The sequence below is a fragment of the Enterobacter cloacae complex sp. P47BA genome, assembly GCF_014930485.1.
Taxonomy (GTDB): domain Bacteria; phylum Pseudomonadota; class Gammaproteobacteria; order Enterobacterales; family Enterobacteriaceae; genus Enterobacter; species Enterobacter bugandensis.
Genome location: NZ_JADBRF010000028.1, coordinates 14,964 through 40,926 on the forward strand (window position 1 = coordinate 14,964; position 25,963 = coordinate 40,926).

Consider the following 25,963-nt stretch of genomic DNA (forward strand, 5'->3'; position numbering starts at 1 on the left):
TTATGCTGAGCATTCTCTGGAATCTGGCGGCGTTCATTGTTGCACTGGGTGTACTGATTACCGTGCATGAATTTGGCCATTTCTGGGTTGCTCGCCGTTGTGGTGTGCGGGTAGAGCGATTCTCCATTGGTTTTGGCAAATCACTCTGGACGCGCACCGACCGTCACGGCACGGAATTTGTCATCGCCCTTATCCCGCTTGGCGGCTACGTCAAAATGCTCGACGAACGTGTTGAGCCTGTCGCTCCCGAACTGCGACACAGTGCGTTTAACAACAAAACCGTTGGACAACGCGCCGCTATCATCGCTGCCGGACCGGTAGCCAACTTCATCTTTGCGATTTTCGCTTACTGGCTGGTGTTTATCATCGGCGTCCCTGGCGTGCGTCCGGTAGTGGGGGATATTGCCCCTGACTCCATCGCGGCGAGTGCGCAAATTACCTCCGGGATGGAACTTAAAGCGATTGATGGCATCGAAACCCCTGATTGGGATGCCGTGCGACTGCAGCTGGTAGCCAAAATTGGCGATCCGCAGACAACTATCAGCGTATCGCCGTTTGGGTCAGACGCGCGTCAGGACAAAGTACTGGATTTACGCCACTGGCGTTTCGAGCCAGACAAAGAGGATCCCGTCGCTGCGCTGGGCATTCGTCCCCGCGGCGCGCAGATTGAGCCGGTATTAGCCGAAGTACAGGCAAATTCGGCGGCGAGCAAAGCGGGTTTGCAAGCTGGCGACAGGATCGTTAAAGTCGATGGTCAACCATTAACAGAGTGGATGACCTTTGTTACTCTGGTGCGCGATAATCCGGGGACGTCCCTCGCGCTGGAAGTTGAAAGGCAAGGCAGTCCGCTTTCGCTGACGCTGATCCCGGATACGAAGTCGGTCGGCAAAAAGGCAGAAGGGTTTGCAGGCGTTGTGCCAAAAGTGATCCCGCTGCCAGATGAGTACAAGACAATACGCCAGTATGGGCCGTTCAGCGCCATTCTTGAAGCCACGGATAAAACATGGCAACTGATGAAGCTGACGGTCAACATGTTGGGGAAATTGATAACCGGTGATGTGAAACTGAACAACCTCAGTGGGCCAATCTCGATTGCTCAGGGGGCTGGGATGTCAGCGGAGTTCGGGGTGATTTACTATCTCATGTTCCTCGCGCTTATTAGCGTGAACCTTGGGATTATCAACCTGTTCCCGCTTCCCGTTTTAGACGGGGGTCATCTGCTGTTTTTAGCGATTGAAAAGCTAAAAGGCGGGCCGGTATCCGAGCGAGTTCAAGACTTTAGTTATCGCATTGGCTCGATTTTGCTGGTGCTGTTAATGGGGCTTGCACTTTTCAATGATTTCTCTCGGTTGTAAGAGAGTTAGTTAGGAAGAACGCATAATAACGATGGCGATGAAAAAGTTGCTCATAGCGTCGCTGCTGTTTAGCAGCGCCACCGTATACGGTGCTGACGGGTTCGTAGTGAAAGATATTCATTTCGAAGGCCTTCAGCGTGTCGCCGTTGGTGCGGCCCTCCTCAGTATGCCTGTGCGCCCCGGCGATACGGTTAATGATGAAGATATCAGTAACACCATCCGTGCTCTGTTTGCCACCGGCAACTTCGAGGACGTCCGCGTCCTGCGCGATGGTGATACGCTGCTGGTACAGGTAAAAGAACGTCCAACGATCGCCAGTATCACTTTCTCCGGCAACAAGTCGGTGAAAGATGACATGCTCAAGCAAAACCTTGAAGCATCGGGTGTTCGTGTGGGTGAATCTCTGGACCGCACAACCCTTTCAGACATTGAAAAAGGTCTGGAAGACTTCTACTACAGCGTCGGTAAATACAGCGCCAGCGTGAAAGCGGTTGTCACTCCGCTCCCGCGTAACCGTGTTGACCTGAAGCTGGTCTTCCAGGAAGGTGTTTCTGCGAAGATCCAGCAGATCAACATCGTGGGTAACCACGCGTTCAGCACCGACGAACTGATCTCGACCTTCCAGCTGCGCGATGAAGTGCCGTGGTGGAACGTGGTTGGCGATCGTAAATACCAAAAACAGAAGCTGGCGGGCGACCTTGAAACCCTGCGCAGCTACTATCTGGATCGCGGTTATGCCCGCTTCAACATCGACTCGACTCAGGTCAGTCTGACTCCGGACAAGAAAGGTATCTACATTACGGTTAACATCACTGAAGGCGATCAGTACAAGCTTTCTGGTGTTGAAGTGAGTGGTAACCTGGCGGGGCATTCTGCTGAGATCGAATCGCTGACCAAAATTCAGCCGGGCGATCTGTACAGCGGATCCAAAGTCACCAAAATGGAAGACAGCATTAAGAAGCTGCTCGGCCGCTATGGTTATGCCTATCCGCGCGTACAAACTCAGCCGGAAATCAACGATGCGGATAAAACCGTTAAGCTGCACGTTAACGTTGATGCGGGTAACCGTTTCTACGTGCGTAAGATCCGCTTCGTCGGTAATGACACCTCTAAAGACTCCGTTCTGCGTCGTGAAATGCGTCAGATGGAAGGGGCGTGGCTGGGCAGCGACCTGGTCGACCAGGGTAAAGAGCGTCTGAACCGTCTGGGCTATTTTGAAACCGTAGATACTGAAACTCAGCGTGTACCGGGCAGCCCGGATCAGGTTGATGTCGTTTATAAAGTGAAAGAGCGTAACACCGGTAGCTTTAACTTCGGCGTGGGCTACGGCACGGAAAGCGGCGTGAGTTTCCAGGTAGGCGTCCAGCAGGATAACTGGCTGGGTACGGGTTACTCTGTTGGTATTAACGGTACCAAAAACGACTACCAGACCTACTCTGAGTTCTCCGTTACCAACCCATACTTCACCGTTGACGGTGTGAGCCTGGGCGGTCGTATCTTCTATAACGACTTTAAAGCGGATGATGCAGATCTGTCTTCCTACACCAACAAAAGTTACGGTGTGGACGGAACGCTTGGCTTCCCGGTTAACGAATACAACACCCTGCGAGCGGGCTTAGGTTACGTGCATAACGACCTGTCCAACATGCAGCCGCAGGTGGCGATGTGGCGTTATCTGGATTCCATCGGCCAGTCGGCGAGTACCTCCAGCGATGACAACGGTTTTGCTGCAGATGACTTCACCTTCAACTATGGCTGGACCTACAACCGTCTTGACCGCGGTTTCTTCCCAACGGAAGGCTCTCGCGTCAACCTGAACGGTAAGGTGACCATTCCTGGTTCCGATAACGAGTTCTACAAGGTGACGCTGGATACCGCGTCCTACTTCCCGATTGATGACGATCACAAGTGGGTGGTGCTGGGTCGTACCCGTTGGGGCTATGGTGACGGTATCGGCAGTAAAGAGTTGCCGTTCTATGAGAACTTCTACGCGGGTGGTTCAAGCACCGTGCGTGGCTTCCAGTCTAACAACATTGGTCCGAAAGCGGTTTATTACGGCGGTAATGATGAAGATAACTGCGCAAGCCGTGATCCAAAACAAGTATGTAGCTCTGATGATGCGGTAGGCGGTAACGCCATGGCCGTGGCCAGCCTGGAGTTCATCACCCCAACGCCATTTATCAGTGATAAATACGCGAACTCCGTACGTACGTCCTTCTTCTGGGATGCGGGTACGGTGTGGGATACCAACTGGGAGAATACTGCCCAGATGCGCGCGGCTGGCGTTCCAGACTATAGCGATCCGGGCAATATTCGCATGTCTGCCGGTATCGCATTACAATGGATGTCACCGCTGGGGCCGTTGGTCTTCTCCTACGCCCAGCCGTTTAAGAAATACGATGGAGACAAAGCGGAGCAATTCCAGTTTAACATTGGTAAAACCTGGTAATAATCCGCTGCAATGGAATGCGTTGGCAGTGTAGCGCTGACAACCGGCGATCGGTAAAACGGTCGCCTTGCCACGCAAAGAACGGTACCTTCTGGTGCCAATGGGATGGTAAGGAGTTAATTGTGAAAAAGTGGTTATTAGCTGCAGGTCTCGGTTTAGCGATGGCAACTTCTGCTCAGGCAGCAGACAAAATCGCAATCGTCAACATGGGTAATTTGTTCCAGCAGGTCGCTCAGAAAACAGGTGTTTCTGCGACTCTGGAAAACGAATTCAAAGGCCGTGCGAGCGAACTGCAGCGTATGGAAGGCGATCTTCAGTCCAAAATGCAGCGTCTGCAGCGTGATGGTTCTACCATGAAAGCAAGCGATCGCAGCAAACTGGAAAAAGACGTTATGGCTCAGCGCCAGACCTTCTCCCAGAAAGCGCAGGCTTTCGAGCAGGATCGTCAGCGTCGTTCTAACGAAGAGCGTGGCAAGCTGGTGACTCGCATTCAGACTGCTGTTAAAGCAGTTGCTGCCGATCAGAGCATCGATCTGGTTGTTGATGCGAACGCCGTTGCTTTCAACAGTAGCGATGTTAAAGACATCACCGCTGATGTTCTGAAACAGGTTAAATAAGTAATGCCTTCAATTCGACTGGCTGATTTAGCTCAGCAGTTGGATGCAGAATTACACGGTGATGGCGATATCGTCATCACCGCTGTTGCGTCCATGCAATCTGCTAAAGCTGGCACGATTACCTTCATGGTAAGCCCTAAGTACCGTGAACAACTGGCTCAATGCCAGGCGTCAGCTGTTGTTCTGACGCAGGACGATCTTCCTTTTGCCACTGGAAGCGCGCTGGTAGTGAAAAATCCCTACCTGACGTATGCACGCATGGCTCAAATTCTTGATACCACGCCGCAGCCGGCGCAGAACATTGCTGCCAGTGCAGCGATTGATCCGACGGCTAAGCTGGGTAACAACGTGGCCGTTGGCGCGAATGCGGTTATTGAATCTGGCGTTGAGCTGGGCGATAACGTCGTCATTGGCCCTGGATGCTTCGTTGGGAAAAATACGAAAATCGGCGCTGGCACCCGTTTATGGGCCAATGTGTCCGTTTATCATGACGTTGAAATTGGCGAAAACTGCCTCGTCCAGTCCAGTACCGTGATTGGTTCTGATGGCTTTGGTTACGCGAACGATCGCGGTAACTGGGTTAAGATCCCGCAGCTTGGTCGCGTTATTATTGGCGATCGCGTGGAGATCGGGGCCTGTACCACGATCGATCGTGGTGCACTCGACGACACGATCATTGGCAATGGTGTTATCATCGATAACCAGTGCCAGATTGCGCATAACGTTGTGATTGGCGACAATACCGCGGTTGCGGGGGGCGTCATCATGGCGGGCAGCCTGAAAATTGGTCGTTACTGCATGATTGGCGGCGCGAGCGTGATTAATGGCCATATGGAAATATGCGACAAGGTGACGGTGACGGGCATGGGCATGGTAATGCGTCCTATCACTGAACCTGGCGTCTATTCCTCCGGTATTCCGCTGCAACCCAACAAGGTATGGCGTAAAACAGCAGCTCTGGTGATGAACATTGATGATATGAGCAAGCGACTCAAGTCTCTTGAGCGTAAGATCGATCAACAAGACTAAACGTCACCCGTTTAACGCTATCTTTCCCGGCCTGTCGGCTTTCTAATAAACCGGCAGGCCGTGTTATTATTGTTATCAGTACATTTTGACAGGAAGAGTATTTTGACTACTGACACTCATACTCTGCATATTGAAGAGATTTTAGAACTTCTGCCGCACCGCTACCCGTTTTTGCTGGTAGACCGTGTGCTGGATTTTGAAGAAGGTCGTTTTCTGCGCGCAGTGAAAAATGTTTCCGTGAACGAGCCGTTCTTCCAGGGACACTTCCCGGGTAAGCCTATCTTCCCGGGTGTGTTGATTCTGGAAGCGATGGCTCAGGCTACCGGTATTCTGGCGTTTAAAAGCGTCGGTAAGCTGGAGCCGGGTGAACTGTATTACTTCGCAGGTATTGATGAAGCGCGCTTCAAGCGTCCTGTCGTGCCTGGTGATCAGATGATCATGGAAGTCACTTTTGAAAAAACGCGTCGTGGCCTGACTCGCTTCAAAGGCGTAGCGCTGGTTGACGGCAAAGTTGTTTGCGAAGCGACGATGATGTGTGCTCGTAGCCGGGAGTCCTGATACGTGATTGATAAATCCGCCTTTATTCATCCTACCGCTATTGTGGAAACGGGTGCCATCATTGGCGCAAACGTCCACATTGGCCCGTTCTGTATTGTTGGACCCCATGTCGAAATTGGTGAGGGTACAGTACTGAAATCTCACGTTGTCGTGAATGGTCACACGACCATTGGCTGCAATAACGAGATCTATCAGTTCGCTTCCATCGGCGAAGTTAACCAGGATCTGAAATATGCTGGTGAGTCGACCCGTCTGGAAATTGGCGATCGTAACCGTATTCGCGAAAGCGTCACCATTCATCGTGGAACAGTGCAGGGTGGTGGGTTGACGAAGGTGGGCAGCGACAACCTGTTCATGGTGAATGCGCACATTGCGCACGACTGTGCCGTGGGCGATCGCTGTATTCTTGCCAACAACGCAACGCTGGCAGGACACGTATCGGTTGATGACTTCGCAATTATTGGCGGCATGACCGCAGTCCATCAGTTCTGCATCATTGGTGCACACGTGATGGTCGGCGGATGCTCCGGTGTGGCGCAGGACGTCCCGCCGTATGTGATTGCGCAGGGCAACCATGCCACGCCGTTTGGCGTGAACATCGAAGGCCTCAAGCGTCGTGGCTTTAGCCGCGAAGCGATTACTGCTATCCGCAACGCGTACAAACTGCTGTACCGTAGCGGTAAAACGCTGGAAGAGGCGAAGCCGGAAATTGCCGAGCTGGCGAATAAGCATCCTGAAGTGAACGCGTTCATGGAGTTCTTTGACCGTTCCACGAGGGGTCTGATTCGTTAATGGTCGACAGTCGTCCGCTTACGATAGCCCTGGTCGCCGGAGAAACCTCCGGCGATATTCTTGGTGCAGGTCTCATCCGGGCGCTTAAGGCGCGCGTACCCAATGCTCGCTTTGTTGGCGTGGCTGGCCCGCTGATGCAGGCCGAAGGCTGTGAAGCCTGGTATGAAATGGAAGAGCTGGCCGTGATGGGCATCGTCGAGGTGCTGGGGCGCCTGCGACGCCTGCTGCATATTCGTGCCGATCTCACCCGCCGCTTTACCGAACTCAAACCCGATGTGTTTGTCGGTATCGATGCACCTGATTTCAACATTACCCTCGAAGGTAATCTGAAAAAGCAGGGCATCAAAACCATTCACTATGTCAGTCCGTCCGTCTGGGCGTGGCGACAGAAACGCGTTTTCAAAATCGGACGGTCCACCAATCTGGTGCTGGCTTTCCTGCCTTTCGAAAAAGCGTTTTACGACAGATTTAATGTTCCGTGCCGTTTTATCGGTCATACCATGGCGGATGCGATGCCGCTGGATCCGGATAAAAACGCGGCGCGAGACGTGCTGGGTATCCCGCATGATGTGCACTGTCTGGCGTTGCTGCCGGGCAGCCGTGGCGCAGAGGTCGAGATGCTGAGCGCTGATTTCCTGAAGACCGCGCAGATTCTTCGCCAGACCTGGCCCGATCTTGAAGTGGTTGTGCCGCTGGTGAATGCTAAACGCCGCGAGCAGTTCGAGCGTATCAAAGCCGACGTTGCCCCGGATCTTCACGTTCGTCTTCTCGACGGGAAAGGGCGGGAAGCCATGTATGCAAGCGATGCCGCACTGCTGGCTTCCGGCACGGCAGCGCTGGAGTGTATGCTGGCGAAATGCCCGATGGTGGTCGGTTATCGCATGAAGCCGTTTACCTTCTGGCTGGCAAAACGTCTGGTGAAAACGGATTATGTCTCCCTGCCAAACCTGCTTGCCGGGCGCGAGCTGGTGAAAGAGCTGTTGCAGGATGAGTGCCAGCCGCAGGCGCTTGCGGATGCCCTGCTGCCGCTGCTGGCCAACGGCAAGACCAGCCACCAGATGCACGATACTTTCCGTGAACTGCATCAGCAGATCCGCTGTAATGCTGATGAGCAGGCGGCTGATGCAGTGCTGGAGTTAGCAAAATGATGGAATTTACTTATCCCCACACGCACCTCGTTGCCGGAGTGGATGAAGTCGGGCGCGGCCCGTTGGTCGGTGCCGTGGTGACCGCGGCGGTGATCCTCGATCCAACGCGCCCGATTATGGGTCTGAACGACTCAAAAAAACTCAGTGAGAAGCGCCGTCTTGCGCTGTTCGATGAAATTAAAGAGAAGGCGCTGGCGTGGAGCGTAGGGCGCGCAGAGCCGAATGAAATCGACGAACTGAATATTCTGCACGCCACGATGCTGGCAATGCAGCGAGCCGTTGCTGGCCTGAAGGTTGTGCCTGAATATGTGCTGATCGACGGTAACCGTTGCCCGGCGCTGCCGATGCCTTCGATGGCCGTCGTTAAAGGCGACAGCCGCGTCGCAGAGATCAGTGCAGCGTCTATTATTGCCAAAGTGACGCGCGACGCCGAAATGGCCGCGCTGGACCTCACTTATCCCGCGTATGGTTTCGCCCAGCATAAGGGATATCCAACGGCTTTCCATCTGGAAAAGCTGGCTGAACATGGCGCAACTGAACATCATCGGCGCAGCTTTGGCCCGGTGAAGCGCGCGCTGGGACTGGTGTCCTGAATCAAGACGCAAGCAATTAAGTAACGCGGGATCTAAAGATGGCTGAACCACGTTTCGTACACCTGCGGGTGCATAGCGACTACTCCATGATCGATGGGCTGGCAAAGACCGGGCCGCTGGTAAAAAAGGCGGCCTCGCTTGGCATGCCTGCGCTGGCGATCACCGATTTTACCAACCTGTGCGGCCTGGTTAAGTTCTACGGGACGGCGCATGGCGCGGGGATGAAGCCTATCGTCGGTGCGGATTTCCATGTGCAGAGCGATCTCATCGGCGATGAACTGACGCAAATCTCCGTGTTGGCTATGAACAATACGGGTTACCAAAACCTCACTCTGCTTATCTCAAAAGCCTATCAGCGCGGTTATGGGGCGCTGGGTCCGTGGATTGACAGGGAATGGCTGGCTGAGCTGAACGAAGGGCTGCTGCTGATCTCCGGCGGCCGTATGGGCGATGTCGGTAAATCCCTGCTGCGCGGTAACAGCGCGCTGGTGGATCAGTGCGTCTCGTTCTATGAAGAGTACTTCCCGAATCGTTACTATCTGGAGCTGATTCGCACCGGCCGTCAGGATGAAGAGAACTATCTGCACGCTGCTGTCGCGCTGGCAGAAGAGCGCGGCTTGCCCGTGGTGGCAACGAATGACGTGCGTTTCCTGGAGTCCGGCGATTTTGATGCGCATGAAATTCGCGTCGCTATCCACGATGGCTTCACTCTCGACGATCCAAAGCGTCCGCGGAACTACTCATCGCAGCAGTATATGCGCAGCGAAGAGGAGATGTGCGAGCTCTTCTCCGACATTCCGGAAGCGCTGGAAAACAGCGTAGAGATTGCCAAGCGCTGTAACGTGACCGTGCGCCTCGGCGAATACTTCCTGCCGCAGTTCCCGACCGGGGACATGACCACGGAAGATTTCCTGGTCATGAAATCGAAAGAAGGTCTGGAAGAGCGTCTCGAATTCCTGTTCCCGGATGAAGAAGAGCGTAAAAAACGTCGTCCGGAGTATGACGAACGCCTGGATATTGAACTCCAGGTGATTAACCAGATGGGCTTCCCGGGCTACTTCCTGATCGTAATGGAGTTTATCCAGTGGTCGAAGGATAACGGCGTGCCGGTAGGTCCGGGCCGTGGCTCGGGTGCGGGCTCACTGGTGGCGTATGCGCTGAAGATTACCGACCTCGATCCGCTGGAATTTGACCTGCTGTTCGAACGTTTCCTTAACCCGGAACGTGTCTCCATGCCCGACTTCGACGTCGACTTCTGCATGGAAAAACGCGACCAGGTGATTGAGCACGTGGCCGATATGTACGGTCGTGACGCGGTTTCGCAGATCATTACCTTCGGTACCATGGCGGCGAAAGCGGTTATCCGCGACGTGGGCCGCGTGCTGGGTCATCCGTACGGTTTTGTCGATCGTATTTCAAAGCTGGTGCCGCCCGATCCGGGCATGACGCTGGCAAAAGCCTTTGAAGCTGAACCTCAGCTGCCGGAAATCTACGAAGCTGATGAAGAGGTAAAAGCGCTGATCGACATGGCGCGCAAGCTTGAAGGCGTGACGCGTAACGCCGGTAAGCATGCGGGGGGCGTGGTTATCGCCCCGACCAAAATCACCGACTTTGCGCCGCTCTACTGCGACGAAGCGGGCCAGCACCCGGTCACCCAGTTCGATAAAAACGACGTGGAATACGCCGGGCTGGTGAAGTTCGACTTCCTCGGCCTGCGTACGTTGACCATCATCAACTGGGCGCTGGAGATGATCAACGCCCGCCGCGAGAAGAACGGCGAGCCGCCGCTGGATATCGCGGCCATCCCGCTGGATGACAAGAAAAGTTTCGACATGCTGCAGCGCTCGGAGACGACAGCCGTCTTCCAGCTTGAATCCCGCGGCATGAAAGATCTGATTAAGCGCCTGCAGCCCGACTGCTTCGAAGATATGATCGCGCTGGTGGCCCTGTTCCGTCCGGGCCCGCTGCAGTCAGGGATGGTGGATAACTTTATCGACCGTAAACACGGGCGCGAAGAGATTTCCTACCCGGACGTACAGTGGCAGCATGAAAGCCTGAAACCGGTGCTGGAACCGACCTACGGCATCATCCTGTATCAGGAACAGGTCATGCAGATCGCCCAGGTGCTTTCCGGCTATACCCTTGGCGGCGCGGACATGCTGCGTCGTGCGATGGGTAAGAAAAAGCCGGAAGAGATGGCCAAGCAGCGCTCTATCTTTGAAGATGGGGCGAAGAAAAACGGCGTCGATGGCGAACTGGCGATGAAAATCTTCGACCTGGTGGAGAAATTCGCCGGGTACGGATTTAACAAATCTCACTCCGCCGCCTATGCTTTGGTTTCGTATCAAACGCTGTGGCTCAAGGCCCACTATCCCGCTGAGTTTATGGCGGCGGTAATGACCGCCGATATGGACAACACTGAGAAGGTGGTTGGCCTGGTGGACGAGTGCTGGCGCATGGGGCTGAAGATCCTGCCGCCGGATATTAACTCGGGTCTGTACCATTTCCACGTTAACGATGACGGGGAGATCGTCTACGGGATCGGCGCGATCAAAGGCGTGGGTGAGGGGCCGATCGAGGCGATCATCGAAGCGCGTAATAACGGTGGCTACTTCCGTGAGCTGTTCGATCTGTGCGCCCGTACCGATACCAAAAAACTGAACCGCCGCGTGCTGGAAAAACTGATCATGTCCGGCGCGTTTGACAGGCTGGGGCCACACCGTGCCGCGCTGATGAACTCGCTCGGCGATGCGTTGAAGGCGGCCGATCAGCATGCAAAAGCGGAAGCCATTGGCCAGGCGGATATGTTCGGCGTGCTGGCGGAAGAGCCAGAGCAGATCGAGCAGTCCTATTCCAACTGCCAGCCGTGGCCAGAACAGGTAGTACTGGACGGCGAGCGGGAAACGTTAGGTCTGTACCTGACGGGTCACCCGATCAACCAGTATCTTAAAGAAATTGAGCGCTATGTCGGCGGCCACAGGCTTAAAGACATGCATCCGACAGAACGTGGTAAGATCACCACGGCTGCGGGGCTCGTGATTGCTGCAAGGGTAATGGTCACCAAGCGCGGCAATCGTATCGGCATCTGTACGTTAGATGACCGTTCCGGGCGTCTGGAGGTGATGCTGTTCACCGACGCGCTGGATAAATACCAGCAATTGCTGGAAAAAGACCGCATACTTATCGTCAGCGGACAGGTCAGCTTTGATGACTTCAGCGGGGGGCTTAAAATGACCGCCCGCGAAGTGATGGACATTGACGAAGCCCGGGAAAAATATGCTCGCGGGCTTGCTATCTCGCTGACGGACAGGCAAATTGATGACCAGCTTTTAAACCGACTCCGTCAGTCTCTGGAACCCCACCGCTCGGGGACCATTCCAGTACATCTCTACTATCAGAGGGCGGATGCACGTGCGCGGTTGCGCTTTGGTGCAACGTGGCGTGTCTCTCCGAGCGATCGTTTACTGAACGATCTCCGTGGCCTCATTGGTTCGGAGCAGGTGGAACTGGAGTTTGACTAATACAGGAATACTATGAGTCTGAATTTCCTTGATTTCGAACAGCCGATTGCTGAGCTGGAAGCGAAAATCGATTCTCTGACAGCGGTAAGCCGTCAGGATGAAAAACTGGATATTAACATCGACGAAGAAGTGCATCGTCTGCGCGAAAAAAGCGTAGAGCTGACGCGCAAAATCTTTGCCGATCTCGGCGCATGGCAGATCGCGCAGCTGGCGCGTCATCCACAGCGTCCGTACACCCTGGATTATGTCCGCCTGGCGTTTGACGAATTTGACGAACTGGCAGGCGACCGCGCATACGCTGACGATAAAGCTATCGTCGGCGGTATCGCGCGTCTGGATGGACGTCCGGTGATGATCATTGGTCACCAGAAAGGCCGTGAAACCAAAGAGAAGATCCGTCGTAACTTCGGTATGCCAGCACCAGAAGGCTACCGTAAGGCCCTGCGTCTGATGGAGATGGCTGAGCGTTTCAATATGCCAATCATCACCTTCATCGACACGCCGGGTGCATACCCAGGCGTAGGCGCGGAAGAGCGCGGCCAGTCTGAAGCTATCGCACGCAACCTGCGCGAGATGTCTCGCCTGAAGGTTCCGGTCATCTGTACCGTTATCGGTGAGGGTGGTTCCGGCGGCGCGCTGGCGATTGGCGTGGGCGATAAAGTGAATATGCTGCAGTACAGCACCTATTCCGTTATCTCCCCGGAAGGCTGTGCGTCCATTCTGTGGAAAAGCGCCGACAAAGCGCCGCTGGCCGCGGAAGCGATGGGCATCATTGCGCCGCGTCTGAAAGAGCTGAAGCTGATCGACACCGTTATCCCGGAGCCTCTGGGCGGCGCGCATCGTAAGCCGGAAGTGATGGCTGCTTCCCTGAAAGCACAGCTGCTGGCCGACCTGGCCGATCTGGACGTCCTGAGCAAAGAAGACCTGCTCAACCGTCGTTACCAGCGTCTGATGACCTACGGTTACGCGTAAGCTTCACAATTATCTGAAAAGCCGCACATTGTTGCGGCTTTTTTTATACCTGCCGTTTACCTTAACTATGCTTATCTGATGTTTTTCAAGGAGGTAAACCATGAACATCATTGCCATCATGGGGCCACACGGCGTCTTTTATAAAGACGAGCCCATCAAGGAGCTGGAGCAAGCTCTTAAAGCACGCGGTTATCAGCTGATCTGGCCGCAAAACAGCGCCGATCTGCTGAAATTCATCGAACATAATCCGCGCATCTGTGGCGTGATATTCGACTGGGACGAATACGACATGGAGCTGTGCAGCGAGATCAACAGGCTGAATGAATACCTTCCGCTCTACGCCTTTATCAACACACACTCGACCATGGACGTCAGCGCGCACGATATGCGCATGGCGCTGTGGTTCTTCGAATACTCGCTCGGCGTGGCCGAGGACATTGCGACCCGCATTCAGCAGTACACCGGTGAATACCTGGATAACATCACGCCGCCGTTTACGCGCGCGCTGTTCACCTATGTGAAAGAGGGGAAATACACCTTCTGTACGCCGGGACACATGGCCGGAACGGCCTATCAAAAAAGCCCGGTGGGGTGCCTGTTCTATGATTTCTTCGGCGGCAACACCCTGAAAGCAGACGTGTCGATTTCAGTGACAGAACTGGGTTCTCTGCTGGATCACACCGGCCCACATCTTGAAGCTGAAGAGTATATCGCCCGCACCTTTGGCGCCGAGCAGAGCTATATGGTGACCAATGGCACCTCGACCTCGAACAAAATCGTCGGGATGTACGCCGCGCCAACCGGAAGCACGTTGCTGATTGACCGTAACTGCCATAAATCGCTCGCGCACCTGCTGATGATGAGCGACGTCGTCCCGATCTGGCTGTCACCCACACGTAACGCGCTCGGTATCCTCGGCGGCATTCCGCGACGGGAGTTCACGCACCAGGCCATCGAAAGTAAGGTTGCGGCGATCCCCGACGCAAGCTGGCCTGTCCATGCGGTAATCACCAACTCCACCTATGACGGTCTGCTGTATAACACGAACTGGATCAAGCAGACGCTGGACGTACCGTCGATCCACTTCGATTCCGCGTGGGTGCCGTACACCAATTTCCACCCGATTTACGCGGGTAAAAGCGGCATGAGCGGCGAGCGCGTGCCGGGCAAGGTCTTTTTCGAAACGCAGTCGACGCACAAAATGCTGGCCGCGTTTTCGCAGGCTTCGTTAATCCATATTAAAGGCGAGTACGATGAGGATACGTTTAACGAAGCCTTTATGATGCACACCACCACCTCACCGAGCTATCCGCTGGTGGCCTCTATCGAGACGGCGGCGGCGATGCTGCGCGGCAATCCGGGTAAACGCCTGATTAACCGCTCGGTGGAACGGGCGCTGCATTTCCGTAAAGAGGTCCAGCGGCTGAAGGATGAGGCCGACGGCTGGTTCTTCGATATCTGGCAGCCGGAAGAGATCGACGAGGCGGAGTGCTGGCCCGTCGCGCCGGGAGAGAGCTGGCACGGCTTCCGGGATGCTGATGCGGACCATATGTTCCTCGATCCGGTTAAGGTGACGATCCTGACGCCGGGCATGGACGAACAGGGCGTGATGGGCGAGGAGGGGATCCCTGCCGCACTGGTGGCGAAGTTCCTTGACGAGCGCGGCGTGGTGGTGGAGAAGACCGGTCCTTACAATCTGCTGTTCCTGTTCAGCATAGGGATCGATAAAACACGGGCGATGGGTTTGCTCCGCGGGCTGATGGAGTTCAAGCGCGCGTACGATCTCAACCTGCGGGTGAAGAACATGCTGCCGGATCTCTACGCGGAAGATCCTGACTTTTACCGCAACATGCGCATTCAGGATCTGGCCCAGGGGATCCACCGGCTGATCCGCCAGCACGATCTGCCGCGCCTGATGCTCCAGGCGTTTGACGTCCTGCCTGACATGAAGCTGACGCCGCACAAGGCCTGGCAGCGGCAGGTGAAAGGCGAAGTCGAAACCGTTGAGCTGGAAAATCTGGTCGGGCGGGTATCGGCCAACATGATCCTGCCGTATCCGCCGGGCGTGCCGCTGCTGATGCCGGGTGAGATGATCACCGAGGAGAGCCGGGCGGTGCTCGATTTTCTGCTGATGCTCTGTTCGGTAGGACGTCACTATCCAGGCTTTGAAACGGATATCCACGGCGCGAAACGCGATGAAAACGGCGTGTACTGGGTGCGAGTCCTAAAATAAAGGTGACCGCTTGCCAGGTGTGGGTTTTCGGTTGTAACGTTCAGGCATCATAAAAAGGAGAAGCTATGCTGGGTTTAAAAGCGGTTCACCATATTGCGATTATCGCCACCGATTATGCGAAAAGTAAGGCCTTCTACTGCGACATTCTTGGGTTTACGCTCATGAGCGAGGCCTACCGCGAGGAGCGTGACTCCTGGAAGGGCGATCTCGCGCTAAACGGGCAGTATGTGATTGAGCTGTTCTCTTTTCCTTTCCCGCCTTCGCGTCCGTCCCGTCCGGAAGCCTGCGGACTGCGTCATCTGGCTTTCAGCGTTGATGACCTTGATAGCGCAGTAAAACACCTGGAAGCGCACGGCGTGACGTGCGAGGCGATTCGCGTCGATCCGTTTACCGATAAGCGTTTCACCTTTTTCAACGATCCGGACGGCCTGCCGCTGGAGCTTTACCAGCAGTAATGTTTGTCCTGTGTGATAATGCCCGCTCAGTTCGGGCATTTTTTATGTGTAATTTCCTATGACCTTACCCGCTATCGCACAAGCCGTTTCACCGTACCGCCAGCTGCTGGTGGGGTTTAGCGGTGGCCTGGATTCCACCGTGTTGCTACATCGCCTTAAGCTCTGGCGCGAGCGGGACCCTGGCGTCCAGCTTCGGGCTATACATATCCACCACGGACTAAGCCGTCATGCAGAGGATTGGGTGGCGCACTGTGAAGCCTTGTGTGAGGCGTGGGCTATCCCGCTCATCGTTGAGCGCGTCACGCTTGCTGATGAAGGATTGGGTATTGAGGCGCAGGCGCGTAAAGCCCGCTATACCGCTTTTGCAGGCGTATTGCTGCCCGGCGAAGCGCTGGTCACGGCGCAGCATCTGGACGATCAGTGCGAAACTTTTTTGCTGGCGCTTAAGCGGGGCAGCGGACCCGCGGGGCTTTCCGCCATGCCGGCACGTTCTGATTTTGCCGGAACGCAATTATTGCGTCCGTTGCTTGGCGAGACACGCGCGTCGCTGGAAGCCTGGGCGCGGGAACATCAGCTGAGCTGGATCGAAGATGAGAGCAACCAGGACGATAGCTACGATCGTAACTTCCTGCGTCTGCGCGTCCTCCCGCTTTTAAGCGAGCGCTGGCCGCATTTCGCCGACGCGACGGCAAGAAGCGCCATGCTGTGTGCCGAACAGGAAAGCCTGCTGGATGAGTTACTCAGCGAGGAGCTGTCTGACCTCATTTCAGAAGACGGAGCGCTGGCAATTGCGCCTCTGGAGGCGATAAGCCCGGCGCGTCGGGCCGCGCTGTTACGTCGCTGGCTCGCCACTCATCATGCTGCGATGCCGTCGCGGGCAATGCTGAGCCGTATCTGGGACGAAGTCGCGCAGGCGCGGGAAGATGCTTCCCCCTGCGTACACCTCAGCGGATATGAGGTCAGACGCTATAAAGGCAAACTCTGGTGGGTAAAATACTCCCCCTCGCTGACCGATGTGGTGCTTCACTGGACCTCACCAGAGGCACCGCTGATATTGCCCCGTGACGCGGGGAGTGTCTCTCTGATGCCGACTGGGCATGTGCGTCTGCCAAAGCCCGGAGAATCCGTCAGCGTGCGCTTTAAGGCTGGCGGATTGCTGCATATCGTCGGACGCAACGGGGGACGGAAGCTGAAAAAGATATGGCAGGAGTACAACGTGCCGCCGTGGCTACGCGACACCACGCCGCTGCTGTTCTACGGTGAAACGCTGATTGCTGCTGCAGGGGTTTTCATCACGGAAGAGGGGTGGACAGAAGAGGGGGCCAGCTTCGAGTGGCGGAAAGCGTAACGGGCAGCCCGGCTGCCCGTTAATGTCATCAGGATTCGCTCACCACGACGGTGCCGATTTGCGGGTGGCTGAAGCTGGCTATTTTGTCCAGACGCAGCTCGCGCGTCGCACCGGCATCTTCCACGACCAGGTATTCCACATTCTTGCGTGAAAGCAGATCGCTGGCCTTCGCCTTCAACACTTCGCCATCTTTTAGCTCCAGCGTCAGTATTAAATGATGCTGGCAGGCGAGTTCGAGGTTGTCATAGTCATCACAATTGATGGGTTGATAAGTATCATTCATCGACATAATCGCTCACCAGTAAATTCGCCGCAGCATACGCTGCTTTTTCCCTGACCGACTCTGAAAGGCTCTCATCAGAGGCCACTTCATTAAGCACTTTCAATACACAGCCCAACGCGTCCGGGACATACCCCAGATCTCCGCTGGCGATTTCCGCATACCGTTTGCGAATTAACTCACAATAATTATTCACATCCCCTCCCGCCAGCGCACTGACTTACTGTGAGATATCATTAAGCCTACGAAGATAAACTCGGTTTAGCAAGGTGACTATACCATACTCATTTAAGCAATATCAGCGCCTTGATAGCGGTGTATTTATTACTCGGTAACAGCCTTTTGCCTCCGTTTTCGCTACAATGTGCGGCTGATTCGAATGGAGTTCTCTCATGGCGCTGAAAGCGACAATTTATAAAGCAGTGGTCAACGTGGCCGATCTTGATCGCAACCAGTTTCTGGACGCGTCGCTTACGCTGGCACGCCACCCCTCCGAAACACAGGAGCGTATGATGCTGCGCCTGCTGGCGTGGATTAAGTATGCTGATGAACGTCTGCAGTTTACCCGTGGGTTAAGTGCGGAAGACGAGCCTGAAGCCTGGCTGCGCAACGACCATCTGGGGATCGATTTATGGATTGAACTCGGTCTGCCGGACGAGCGCAGGATTAAAAAGGCGTGTACTCAGTCTGCGGAAGTGGCGTTATTCGCCTACAACCAGCGCGCGGCGGAGATTTGGTGGCAGCAAAATAAGAATAAATGCGCGCAGTTTAAAAATCTCGCCGTCTGGTATCTGGATGATGAACAGCTGGCGCAGTTGAGTGAGTTCGCCAGCCGGACGATGGCGCTGCAGGCAACGATCCAGGACGGAGCCATCTGGCTTTCTGATTCTCAGAATAATCTGGAAATTCATCTGACAGCCTGGCAGCCTGCGTCATGATCGTCTTGTCCCGAAGCGTCAGCATCCCTGATAGCGAGCTGGAGATCGCCGCCATCCGTGCTCAGGGCGCGGGCGGGCAGCACGTCAACAAGGCGTCGACGGCTATCCATTTGCGTTTTGACATTCGGGCATCAAGCCTGCCAGAGTATTATAAAGAAAGCCTGCTTGCCGCCAGCCATCATCTGATCACCAGCGATGGCGTGATTGTGATCAAAGCCCAGGAGTACCGCAGCCAGGAATTAAACCGGGAAGCGGCGCTAGCCAGGCTGGTGGCGGTCATCAAAGAGTTAACGGCAGTACAAAAAAGCCGCCGGGCAACGCGGCCAACCCGCGCATCGAAAGAGCGTCGGCTGTCCTCGAAAGCCCAAAAATCCACAGTGAAAGCATTACGCGGTAAAGTTCGTCGCCCGATGGAGTGACGAGAGGGAACACAATTTTCATAAGGAATTCATTGTGAAAAAAACATTATTTTCAGCGCTGGCAGTGAGTACATTGTTTGCGCTTTTCGGGTGTAACAACCGTTCTGAAACGCAGGTTTTGCAGCCAGCGCAGAATGAAGAGTTAAAGCCAATGCAGCAGAGCTGGCGCGGCGTATTGCCTTGCGCGGACTGCGAAGGCATTGAAACGTCACTGTTCCTGCAAAAAGACGGTACCTGGGTGATGAACCAGCGCTACCAGGGCGCGAAAGAACCCTCTTCATTTGCCACCTACGGGACATGGGCGCGTACGGCGGAGAAGCTGGTCCTGACAGATACCACCGGTGATAAAACCTGGTTCCGCCCTAAAGGTGAGAACATGGAAATGCTCGACCGGGAAGGCAATCCGATTGAATCCCAGCTCAACTACACGCTGACGCCGGTGAAAGCGTCGCTGCCAGCCACGCCAATGGCGATGCGGGGGATGTATTTCTATATGGCGGATGCGGCGATCTTTACTGACTGCGCTACCGGTAAGAAAGTCAGCGTGGCAAACAATGCGCAGCTTGAACGTGATTACGCCGTGGCGCGCGGCAATGACAGCAAGCCGGTATTGCTGACGGTTGACGGCCACTTTACGCTGGAGCCAAACCCGGATAGCGGGGAGATGGTGAAAACGCTGGTGGCAGATAAAGACGCGAAGTTTGCCGCGGGTAAAGACTGTAACAGTAAATAATTTGACGTTGAGCCATTAAAAAACCCCGCCAGAGCGGGGTTTTTTGTTTAGCCTTTGACGGCTTTCACCAGGTAATCAAGAATATCGCCGGTCTTGATCATCTGTTTTTCGCCGCTGCGACGGTATTTGTATTCAATCTCATCGCTGTCGAGGTTACGGTCGCCGATGACGACGGTGTGCGGGATACCGATCAGTTCCATATCGGCAAACATCACGCCCGGACGCTCTTTACGGTCATCCATCAGCACTTCGATACCCTGAGCGCGCAGCTCGGCATACAGCTTCTCGGCCAGCTCCTGCACGCGGTAAGACTTGTGCATGTTCATTGGCAGAATGGCCACCTGGAACGGCGCGATATTGTCCGGCCAGACGATGCCGCGCTCGTCGTAGTTCTGCTCGATGGCCGCAGCCACCACGCGCGTTACCCCGATACCGTAGCAGCCCATGGTCAGGATCTGGTTACGGCCATCTTCACCCTGAACGGCGGCGTTCAGCGCACGAGAGTATTTATCACCCAGCTGGAAGATGTGGCCCACTTCGATACCGCGCTTGATCATCAGCGTACCCTGGCCGTCCGGGCTTGGGTCGCCTGCAACCACGTTACGGATGTCTGCCACTTCTGGCGTCGCTACGTCGCGATCCCAGTTGATGCCGAAGTAATGTTTACCGTCGATGTTAGCACCCGCGGAGAAGTCGCTCATTGCAGCAACCGTGCGGTCAATAACGACAGGAACCGGCATATTCACCGGACCGAGAGAGCCTGGGCCGGCATTCACGACGGCGCGGATTTCCGCTTCCGTGGCGAACGTCAGCGGGCTGGCGACCTGCGGCAGCTTTTCGGCTTTCACTTCGTTCAGTTCATGATCGCCACGCACCAGCAGGGCAACCAGCGGGTAAGCGCTGCCTTCGGTGGATTTCACCAGCAGCGTTTTCACGGTTTTTTCGACTGGCAGACTGAACTGCTCAACCAGCTCGGCGATGGTTTTCGCATTTGGCGTATCAACCAGCGTCATCTCTTGCGTTGCCGCACCGCGAGGTTCTTTTGGTGCCAGCGCTTCTGCAAATTCGATGTTCGCCGCGTAGTCTGAAGAGTCAGAGAAGATCACATCGTCTTCACCGCTCTGCGCCAGAACCTGAAACTCATGGGACGCGCTACCGCCGATGGAGCCGGTATCAGCCTGCACAGCGCGGAAATCCAGACCCATGCGGGAGAAGATTTTGCTGTAAGCCTCGTACATTTTGTCGTAGGTCTCTTGCAGCGATTCCTGTGACGTATGGAAAGAGTAGGCATCTTTCATCAGGAATTCGCGAGAGCGCATCACGCCGAAACGTGGGCGCACTTCGTCACGGAACTTGGTCTGGATCTGGAAGAAGTTCAGCGGCAGCTGTTTGTAAGAGCTCAGTTCATTACGAATCAGATCGGTAATGACTTCCTCATGCGTTGGACCGAGAACGAACGGACGCTCGCCGCGATCGACGAAGCGCAGCAGTTCTGGGCCATATTGCTCCCAACGACCGCTCTCCTGCCACAGGTCAGCGGGCTGAACCACGGGCATGGACACCTCGATAGCACCGGCGTTGTTCATCTCTTCACGCACGATGTTTTCGACTTTTTTCAGGACGCGCACGCCGGTCGGCAGCCAGGTGTATAACCCGGAGGCCAGCTTGCGGATCATCCCGGCGCGCAGCATCAGCTGATGGCTGATCACTTCGGCGTCGGCAGGTGTCTCCTTCAGAGTGGAGAGCAGATATTGGCTAGTACGCATGTTGTTACGGTTCCATTTCGACGATTGGAACAGGCTGAAACGCCAGCCTGACACAAAAAAAGTGGTTTAGTTTACCAGTGTGGCAAAGATGCCAAAAGAGAGGAGAACAAAATTACCTGGGTTCAAGGGCAAACACTTCGAAACCTGCCCCAGTGACGCGCCAGCGCACGTTAAAATCCAGCAGCCAGACGGCGTACGTCTTTCCTGCTTCCTCTTCTTTACGGTAGGCCGGACGGGGGTCCTGTGCCAGAACTTCAGTGATGAAATGCCGTAAGCGAGGATAGCGTTTCTCCAGCTGACTCAGCTGTAAGGCTATCTCAGGCGTAAACGAGACTGGCATATCCGCCTGCGGTGCGTCCTGAGCGTAGCTTGCACGCGCATTCGGGAAGGATTCGGCGAAAGGCAAATAGGGTTTAATGTCGATAACCGGCGTGCCGTCAACCAGGTCCAGGCTGCCCAGCTCAAGGATGACCTGATCCTTCTGGCAACGTATGCCTTTCAGTTCAACCAGCGACATCCCGATCGGATTGGGGCGGAAGGTCGAACGAGTCGCAAACACGCCCATTCTCGCATTTCCGCCCAGGCGCGGGGGACGCACGGTGGGACGCCAGCCGCCTTCCATTGTCTGGTGAAAAACAAATACCACCCATAAGTGACTGAAAGACTCGAGCCCGCGTACCGCATCGGCCTGGTTATAAGGTGCCTGAAGATGAAGCTCGCCGCTGCCGCTGGTGACCAGACCGGGCTGGCGGGGCACGGCGAACTTCTCTTTATACGGAGAGTGGATAACGCCTATTTGCTCAAACTGAAATGCACTCATTTCGCCGTAATGTTCAGCGCAGAACCGATGCAAACCGCCTGACGGTAGCAGCCCGGCGTGCCGCTGGTGACTTCGCAGCTGTGCAGCAGCACCGCGTTAGCTTTCATTTTTGCGGCGTTAATCTGCATGCGTTTACGCGCAGTCGGGATATTCGGTGGAGAGTCCTGATTGGTTGCCTGACAGGATTCACCGCTCACTTCACCCAGTTCACGGAACGGTTTGCCGACCAGTTCGTCAGCCTTGGTGATAATGCGAACCGGCGCAGGGCGAACCACTTTCGGTTTTGCAGGCTCTGTTTTTGGCGGGGTTGCCGTGCTTTGAACGGGTTCAACAGGAGATCTGCTTAGCATAGAACAGCCGCTCAGCATGAGTGCTAAAAGACAGATCGGTAAAGCACGCATAATAATTCCTCAATGGATAATCAAAACGTCAGATATTGAATCAGGTGACTGCACAAATGACAAGACGGGCATAAGCCCGTCCTGATGATATTACACTGAGGTGAGATTACCAGCCTTTAACAGCGCCGCCGTTAAACACTTTGTTGGCTTCCTGGTAAACTTCGTCTGACTGATAGGCCTGGACGAACTTCTTCACGTTTTCCGCGTCTTTGTTATCTTCGCGAGTCACGATCAGGTTAACGTACGGAGAGTCTTTATCTTCAACGAAGATACCGTCTTTCGCTGGCGTCAGGCCAATCTGGCTGGCGTAAGTGGTGTTGATAACGGCCAGGGCAATCTGCGCATCGTCCAGAGAACGCGGCAGCTGCGGTGCTTCCAGTTCAACAATTTTCAGATTTTTCGGGTTCTCGGTGACATCCAGAACGGTTGGCAGCAGGCCAACGCCGTCTTTCAGTTTGATCAGGCCCACTTTCTGCAGCAGCAGCAGGGAGCGTCCGAGGTTGGTTGGATCGTTAGGCACGGCTACCTGAGAGCCCGGCTGCAGTTCGTCCAGCGATTTAATTTTCTTGGAGTAGCCTGCAATCGGGTAGACGAAGGTGTTACCCACGCCAACCAGCTTATAGCCGCGATCTTTGATCTGCTGATCCAGGTATGGCTTATGCTGGAAGGCGTTGGCGTCGATATCGCCTTTGCTCAGCGCTTCGTTCGGCAGAACGTAATCGTTGAAGGTTACGAGCTCAACGTCCAGACCGTATTTTTCTTTCGCCACTTTCTGAGCAACTTCAGCAACCTGCTGTTCTGCACCTACGATAACGCCCACTTTAATATGGTTTGGATCTTTTTCGTCCTGACCGCAACCCACCAGTGCCAGAGATCCAATCAGCGCGCCTACTGCTGCAAAGGTCTTTAATTTAAACGCCATGTTTTATCCTTAACTCATCGAGTTTGTGTTGTGTGTAACGTTATTTGTGCGTAACAGCCCGGACGATGCGATCGCCAGAGAACTGGATTAAGTAAACCAGAACAACCAGCAATACCAGAACGGTATTCATCACGGTAGCGTTATATCCAATATAGCCGTACTGATAACCAATCTGCCCTAAACCGCCAGCGCCAACTGCACCGCCCATCGCGGAATACCCTACCAGAGTAATAAGCGTAATCGTTGCCGCGTTCACCAGGCCCGGCAGTGCTTCAGGCAGCAGAACCTTGCGGACGATCTGCATAGGTGTTGCCCCCATTGCACGAGAAGCTTCAATCAAACCGGTTGGGATCTCCAGCAGGGCGTTCTCCACCATACGGGCGATAAACGGCGCAGCGCCTACGGTCAGCGGAACGATAGCCGCCTGCAGACCAATCGATGTGCCGACGATCACGCGGGTAAACGGAATCATCCACACCAGCAGAATAATGAAGGGGATAGAACGGAAGATGTTCACCAGCGCGGAGAGCGTACGGTAGAGCTTCGCGTTCTCAATGATTTGACCCGGACGCGTCACGTACAGCAGTACGCCTACCGGCAGGCCAATCACAAAACCAAAGAAACCCGATACAAAGGTCATTGCCAGCGTTTCCCAAACGCCGCGAACCAGTAGCCACATCATCGGCTCAGACATAACCCAGTACCTCTACTTTTACATGATGTTCTTGCAGCCAGGCGATTGCCGCCTGGGTTTCTTCCTGCGTGCCGTGCATTTCCGTCAGCATGATGCCGAACTTCACGCCACCGGCGTAATCCATCTGCGCGCTAATAATGTTGTTGTTCACGTTAAAGCGACGCGCGGTTTCGGAAAGCAGAGGGGCATCAACGGACTGACCGGTGAATTCCATACGCAACATCGGGACGCTGTCCGCCGTTGCCTCGGTTTTCAAACGCTCCAGATAATCTTCTGGAATATCCAGATGCAGCGTGGACTGAATAAACTGCTGCGCCAGCGGCGTTTTCGGATGGGAAAATACTTCGCTTACCGTGTCCTGCTCGATCAGTTCACCGTTGCTAATGACCGCCACGCAGTCGCAGATGCGTTTCACCACGTCCATCTCGTGCGTAATAAGGAGGATCGTCAGGCCCAGGCGACGGTTTATGTCCTTCAGCAGTTCCAGAATAGAACGTGTGGTGGCCGGATCCAGTGCGCTGGTAGCTTCGTCGCACAGCAGTACTTTTGGGTTGCTGGCCAGCGCGCGGGCAATAGCAACACGCTGCTTCTGCCCACCGGACAGATTTGCCGGGTAGCTATCATGCTTATCACCCAGACCCACGAGGTCGAGCAGTTCGGTAACGCGACGCTTCACTTCTTCTTTCGGCGTGTTATCCAGCTCCAGCGGTAAGGCGACGTTGCCGAACACCGTGCGGGAAGCCAGCAGGTTAAAGTGCTGGAAGATCATGCCAATTTGACGGCGCGCTTTGGTGAGTTCTTTTTCTGAAAGGGCGGTAAGTTCCTGACCGCCAACTTCTACGCTGCCCTGGGTTGGGCGCTCAAGCAGGTTAACACAACGGATCAGCGTGCTTTTACCCGCACCCGATGCGCCAATGACGCCATAAATTTGACCAGCAGGAACATGCAGGCTGACGTTGTTCAGCGCCTGAATGGTTCGGTTCCCCTGCTGGAACACTTTGGTGATATTGGAAAGTTTAATCATTAGATTATTTTTATCGTATGTAAGTTAGCCGTGGCATTTTCTTCTGCCAGATACGGGTGATGACCGTAAACAAAACGGATGTTAAGGCATCCAGACGTCTAAATCAATCCAACTCTGTACGATGAGCACTTTATTGCGCTGCGATTCATGAGATACTAGCTCAACAGGCCTTTTTCAGGAGCAAACCGGTGGCAAAATCAGTACCCGCAATTTTTCTCGACCGTGATGGCACTATTAATGTGGATCACGGTTATGTGCATGAGATCGATGAATTCGAATTTATCGACGGCGTTATAGAGGCAATGCGCCAGCTAAAAGAGATGGGCTATGCGCTGGTGGTCGTAACGAACCAGTCCGGCATCGCGCGCGGTAAGTTCACCGAAGCGCAGTTTGAGACGCTGACGGAATGGATGGACTGGTCGCTGGCCGATCGCGGGGTCGATCTTGATGGCATTTACTACTGCCCGCACCACCCGCAGGGAACGGTAGAAGAGTATCGTCAGACCTGCGACTGCCGTAAACCGCATCCGGGCATGTTTAACTCTGCGCAGGAGTTCTTGCACATTGATATGGCTGCTTCTTATATGGTGGGCGATAAGCTGGAAGATATGCAGGCGGCCGCAGCGGCGGGAGTGGGTACCAAAATATTAGTGCGTACCGGTAAGCCCGTAACACCAGAAGCAGAAAGTGCAGCGGATTGGGTGATTAATAGTCTGGCAGAGCTGCCAAAAGAGATAAAAAAGCATCAGAAATAGACTTTTTGGCGAAAAGGTGAGCGGTCGAAATAAAAATGCATATTTCCGCTTGTCATTCCTCGGCAGCTCCCTATAATGCGCCTCCATCGACACGGCGGATGTGAATCACTTCACAGTTAACCCGGTCGGTTGAAGAGAAAA

General features: G+C 54.7%; 25 protein-coding genes. 17 read left to right on the forward strand and 8 right to left on the reverse strand.

The window, feature by feature from the left end:
* Window positions 1-2 precede the first annotated feature (2 nt).
* From rseP to tilS, 13 genes are all read left to right on the forward strand, one after another.
* On the forward strand, window positions 3-1,355 hold the full coding sequence (rseP, locus tag IM299_RS21445; protein WP_041911192.1) for a sigma E protease regulator RseP: 1,353 nt from the start codon (window positions 3-5) through the stop codon (window positions 1,353-1,355).
* 31 nt (window positions 1,356-1,386) lie between these two features.
* Complete coding sequence (bamA, locus tag IM299_RS21450; RefSeq protein WP_028015584.1) at window positions 1,387-3,804, forward strand: outer membrane protein assembly factor BamA; 2,418 nt, start codon at window positions 1,387-1,389, stop codon at window positions 3,802-3,804.
* Window positions 3,805-3,926: 122 nt separating this feature from the next.
* The gene (skp, locus tag IM299_RS21455) at window positions 3,927-4,421 is read left to right on the forward strand and encodes a molecular chaperone Skp (RefSeq protein ID WP_014882635.1); all 495 of its coding nucleotides are present in this window, start codon (window positions 3,927-3,929) and stop codon (window positions 4,419-4,421) included.
* Between the two features lie 3 nt (window positions 4,422-4,424).
* The gene (lpxD, locus tag IM299_RS21460; protein WP_193358083.1) at window positions 4,425-5,450 is read left to right on the forward strand and encodes a UDP-3-O-(3-hydroxymyristoyl)glucosamine N-acyltransferase; all 1,026 of its coding nucleotides are present in this window, start codon (window positions 4,425-4,427) and stop codon (window positions 5,448-5,450) included.
* Between the two features lie 102 nt (window positions 5,451-5,552).
* Window positions 5,553-6,008, forward strand: coding sequence for a 3-hydroxyacyl-ACP dehydratase FabZ (gene fabZ, locus IM299_RS21465; RefSeq protein WP_010426706.1), 456 nt, complete (start codon window positions 5,553-5,555; stop codon window positions 6,006-6,008).
* A gap of 3 nt (window positions 6,009-6,011) precedes the next feature.
* The gene (gene lpxA / locus IM299_RS21470; protein WP_041911189.1) at window positions 6,012-6,800 is read left to right on the forward strand and encodes an acyl-ACP--UDP-N-acetylglucosamine O-acyltransferase; all 789 of its coding nucleotides are present in this window, start codon (window positions 6,012-6,014) and stop codon (window positions 6,798-6,800) included.
* A complete protein-coding gene (gene lpxB / locus IM299_RS21475) occupies window positions 6,800-7,948 on the forward strand; it encodes a lipid-A-disaccharide synthase (protein WP_041911188.1) in 1,149 nt (382 codons plus the stop codon). Before lpxA ends, lpxB begins: the two co-directional genes overlap by 1 nt.
* Window positions 7,945-8,541 (forward strand): ribonuclease HII, encoded by a 597-nt coding sequence (rnhB, locus tag IM299_RS21480; RefSeq protein WP_193358084.1) that lies wholly within the window; start codon window positions 7,945-7,947, stop codon window positions 8,539-8,541. Before lpxB ends, rnhB begins: the two co-directional genes overlap by 4 nt.
* 38 nt (window positions 8,542-8,579) lie before the next feature.
* Window positions 8,580-12,062 carry a DNA polymerase III subunit alpha gene (gene dnaE / locus IM299_RS21485; protein ID WP_041911187.1) on the forward strand — a complete coding sequence of 1,161 codons (3,483 nt, stop codon included), beginning with the start codon at window positions 8,580-8,582 and terminating at the stop codon, window positions 12,060-12,062.
* Between the two features lie 12 nt (window positions 12,063-12,074).
* Window positions 12,075-13,034 (forward strand): acetyl-CoA carboxylase carboxyl transferase subunit alpha, encoded by a 960-nt coding sequence (accA, locus tag IM299_RS21490; protein ID WP_013095666.1) that lies wholly within the window; start codon window positions 12,075-12,077, stop codon window positions 13,032-13,034.
* Between the two features lie 100 nt (window positions 13,035-13,134).
* The gene (locus IM299_RS21495) at window positions 13,135-15,267 is read left to right on the forward strand and encodes a lysine decarboxylase LdcC (protein ID WP_048957421.1); all 2,133 of its coding nucleotides are present in this window, start codon (window positions 13,135-13,137) and stop codon (window positions 15,265-15,267) included.
* Window positions 15,268-15,332: 65 nt separating this feature from the next.
* Window positions 15,333-15,722 (forward strand): VOC family protein, encoded by a 390-nt coding sequence (locus tag IM299_RS21500; RefSeq protein ID WP_028015591.1) that lies wholly within the window; start codon window positions 15,333-15,335, stop codon window positions 15,720-15,722.
* A 58-nt stretch (window positions 15,723-15,780) separates the two neighbouring features.
* Window positions 15,781-17,070 (forward strand): tRNA lysidine(34) synthetase TilS, encoded by a 1,290-nt coding sequence (tilS, locus tag IM299_RS21505; RefSeq protein WP_193358085.1) that lies wholly within the window; start codon window positions 15,781-15,783, stop codon window positions 17,068-17,070.
* A gap of 28 nt (window positions 17,071-17,098) precedes the next feature.
* Here the strand turns inward: tilS and rof are convergent, their stop codons facing one another.
* Entirely contained in the window at window positions 17,099-17,359 is a 261-nt protein-coding gene (rof, locus tag IM299_RS21510; protein WP_028015593.1) for a Rho-binding antiterminator, read from the reverse strand.
* Window positions 17,346-17,546: a YaeP family protein gene (locus tag IM299_RS21515; RefSeq protein ID WP_008501889.1), complete on the reverse strand. Its 201-nt coding sequence runs from the start codon at window positions 17,544-17,546 to the stop codon at window positions 17,346-17,348. The genes rof and IM299_RS21515 overlap by 14 nt, the downstream gene beginning before the upstream one ends.
* A 196-nt stretch (window positions 17,547-17,742) precedes the next feature.
* Here IM299_RS21515 and IM299_RS21520 point away from each other — a divergent pair, with 196 nt between their 5' ends.
* From IM299_RS21520 to nlpE, 3 genes are read left to right on the forward strand one after another with little or no spacing between them, the layout of a single operon-like run.
* Complete coding sequence (locus IM299_RS21520) at window positions 17,743-18,288, forward strand: YaeQ family protein (protein WP_047367365.1); 546 nt, start codon at window positions 17,743-17,745, stop codon at window positions 18,286-18,288.
* Entirely contained in the window at window positions 18,285-18,707 is a 423-nt protein-coding gene (gene arfB / locus IM299_RS21525; RefSeq protein ID WP_028015595.1) for an alternative ribosome rescue aminoacyl-tRNA hydrolase ArfB, read from the forward strand. The genes IM299_RS21520 and arfB overlap by 4 nt, the downstream gene beginning before the upstream one ends.
* Before the next feature lie 34 nt (window positions 18,708-18,741).
* Window positions 18,742-19,440 carry an envelope stress response activation lipoprotein NlpE gene (gene nlpE / locus IM299_RS21530; RefSeq protein WP_193358086.1) on the forward strand — a complete coding sequence of 233 codons (699 nt, stop codon included), beginning with the start codon at window positions 18,742-18,744 and terminating at the stop codon, window positions 19,438-19,440.
* A gap of 47 nt (window positions 19,441-19,487) precedes the next feature.
* On the opposite strand, the gene proS is transcribed toward nlpE, so the two are convergent.
* From proS to metN, 6 genes are all read right to left on the reverse strand, one after another.
* Window positions 19,488-21,206, reverse strand: coding sequence for a proline--tRNA ligase (gene proS, locus IM299_RS21535; RefSeq protein WP_041911180.1), 1,719 nt, complete (start codon window positions 21,204-21,206; stop codon window positions 19,488-19,490).
* A gap of 112 nt (window positions 21,207-21,318) precedes the next feature.
* Complete coding sequence (gene tsaA, locus IM299_RS21540) at window positions 21,319-22,026, reverse strand: tRNA (N6-threonylcarbamoyladenosine(37)-N6)-methyltransferase TrmO (protein WP_193358087.1); 708 nt, start codon at window positions 22,024-22,026, stop codon at window positions 21,319-21,321.
* Window positions 22,023-22,427, reverse strand: coding sequence for an Rcs stress response system protein RcsF (gene rcsF / locus IM299_RS21545; protein ID WP_008501883.1), 405 nt, complete (start codon window positions 22,425-22,427; stop codon window positions 22,023-22,025). The genes tsaA and rcsF overlap by 4 nt, the downstream gene beginning before the upstream one ends.
* 106 nt (window positions 22,428-22,533) lie before the next feature.
* Complete coding sequence (metQ, locus tag IM299_RS21550) at window positions 22,534-23,349, reverse strand: methionine ABC transporter substrate-binding lipoprotein MetQ (protein ID WP_014168729.1); 816 nt, start codon at window positions 23,347-23,349, stop codon at window positions 22,534-22,536.
* A gap of 40 nt (window positions 23,350-23,389) precedes the next feature.
* Window positions 23,390-24,043 (reverse strand): methionine ABC transporter permease MetI, encoded by a 654-nt coding sequence (locus IM299_RS21555; RefSeq protein ID WP_003856130.1) that lies wholly within the window; start codon window positions 24,041-24,043, stop codon window positions 23,390-23,392.
* Complete coding sequence (gene metN / locus IM299_RS21560; RefSeq protein WP_028015600.1) at window positions 24,036-25,067, reverse strand: methionine ABC transporter ATP-binding protein MetN; 1,032 nt, start codon at window positions 25,065-25,067, stop codon at window positions 24,036-24,038. The genes IM299_RS21555 and metN overlap by 8 nt, the downstream gene beginning before the upstream one ends.
* Window positions 25,068-25,255: 188 nt before the next feature.
* Between metN and gmhB the strand changes: the two genes are divergently transcribed.
* Complete coding sequence (gene gmhB, locus IM299_RS21565) at window positions 25,256-25,822, forward strand: D-glycero-beta-D-manno-heptose 1,7-bisphosphate 7-phosphatase (protein ID WP_028015601.1); 567 nt, start codon at window positions 25,256-25,258, stop codon at window positions 25,820-25,822.
* The last annotated feature ends 141 nt before the right edge of the window (window positions 25,823-25,963 follow it).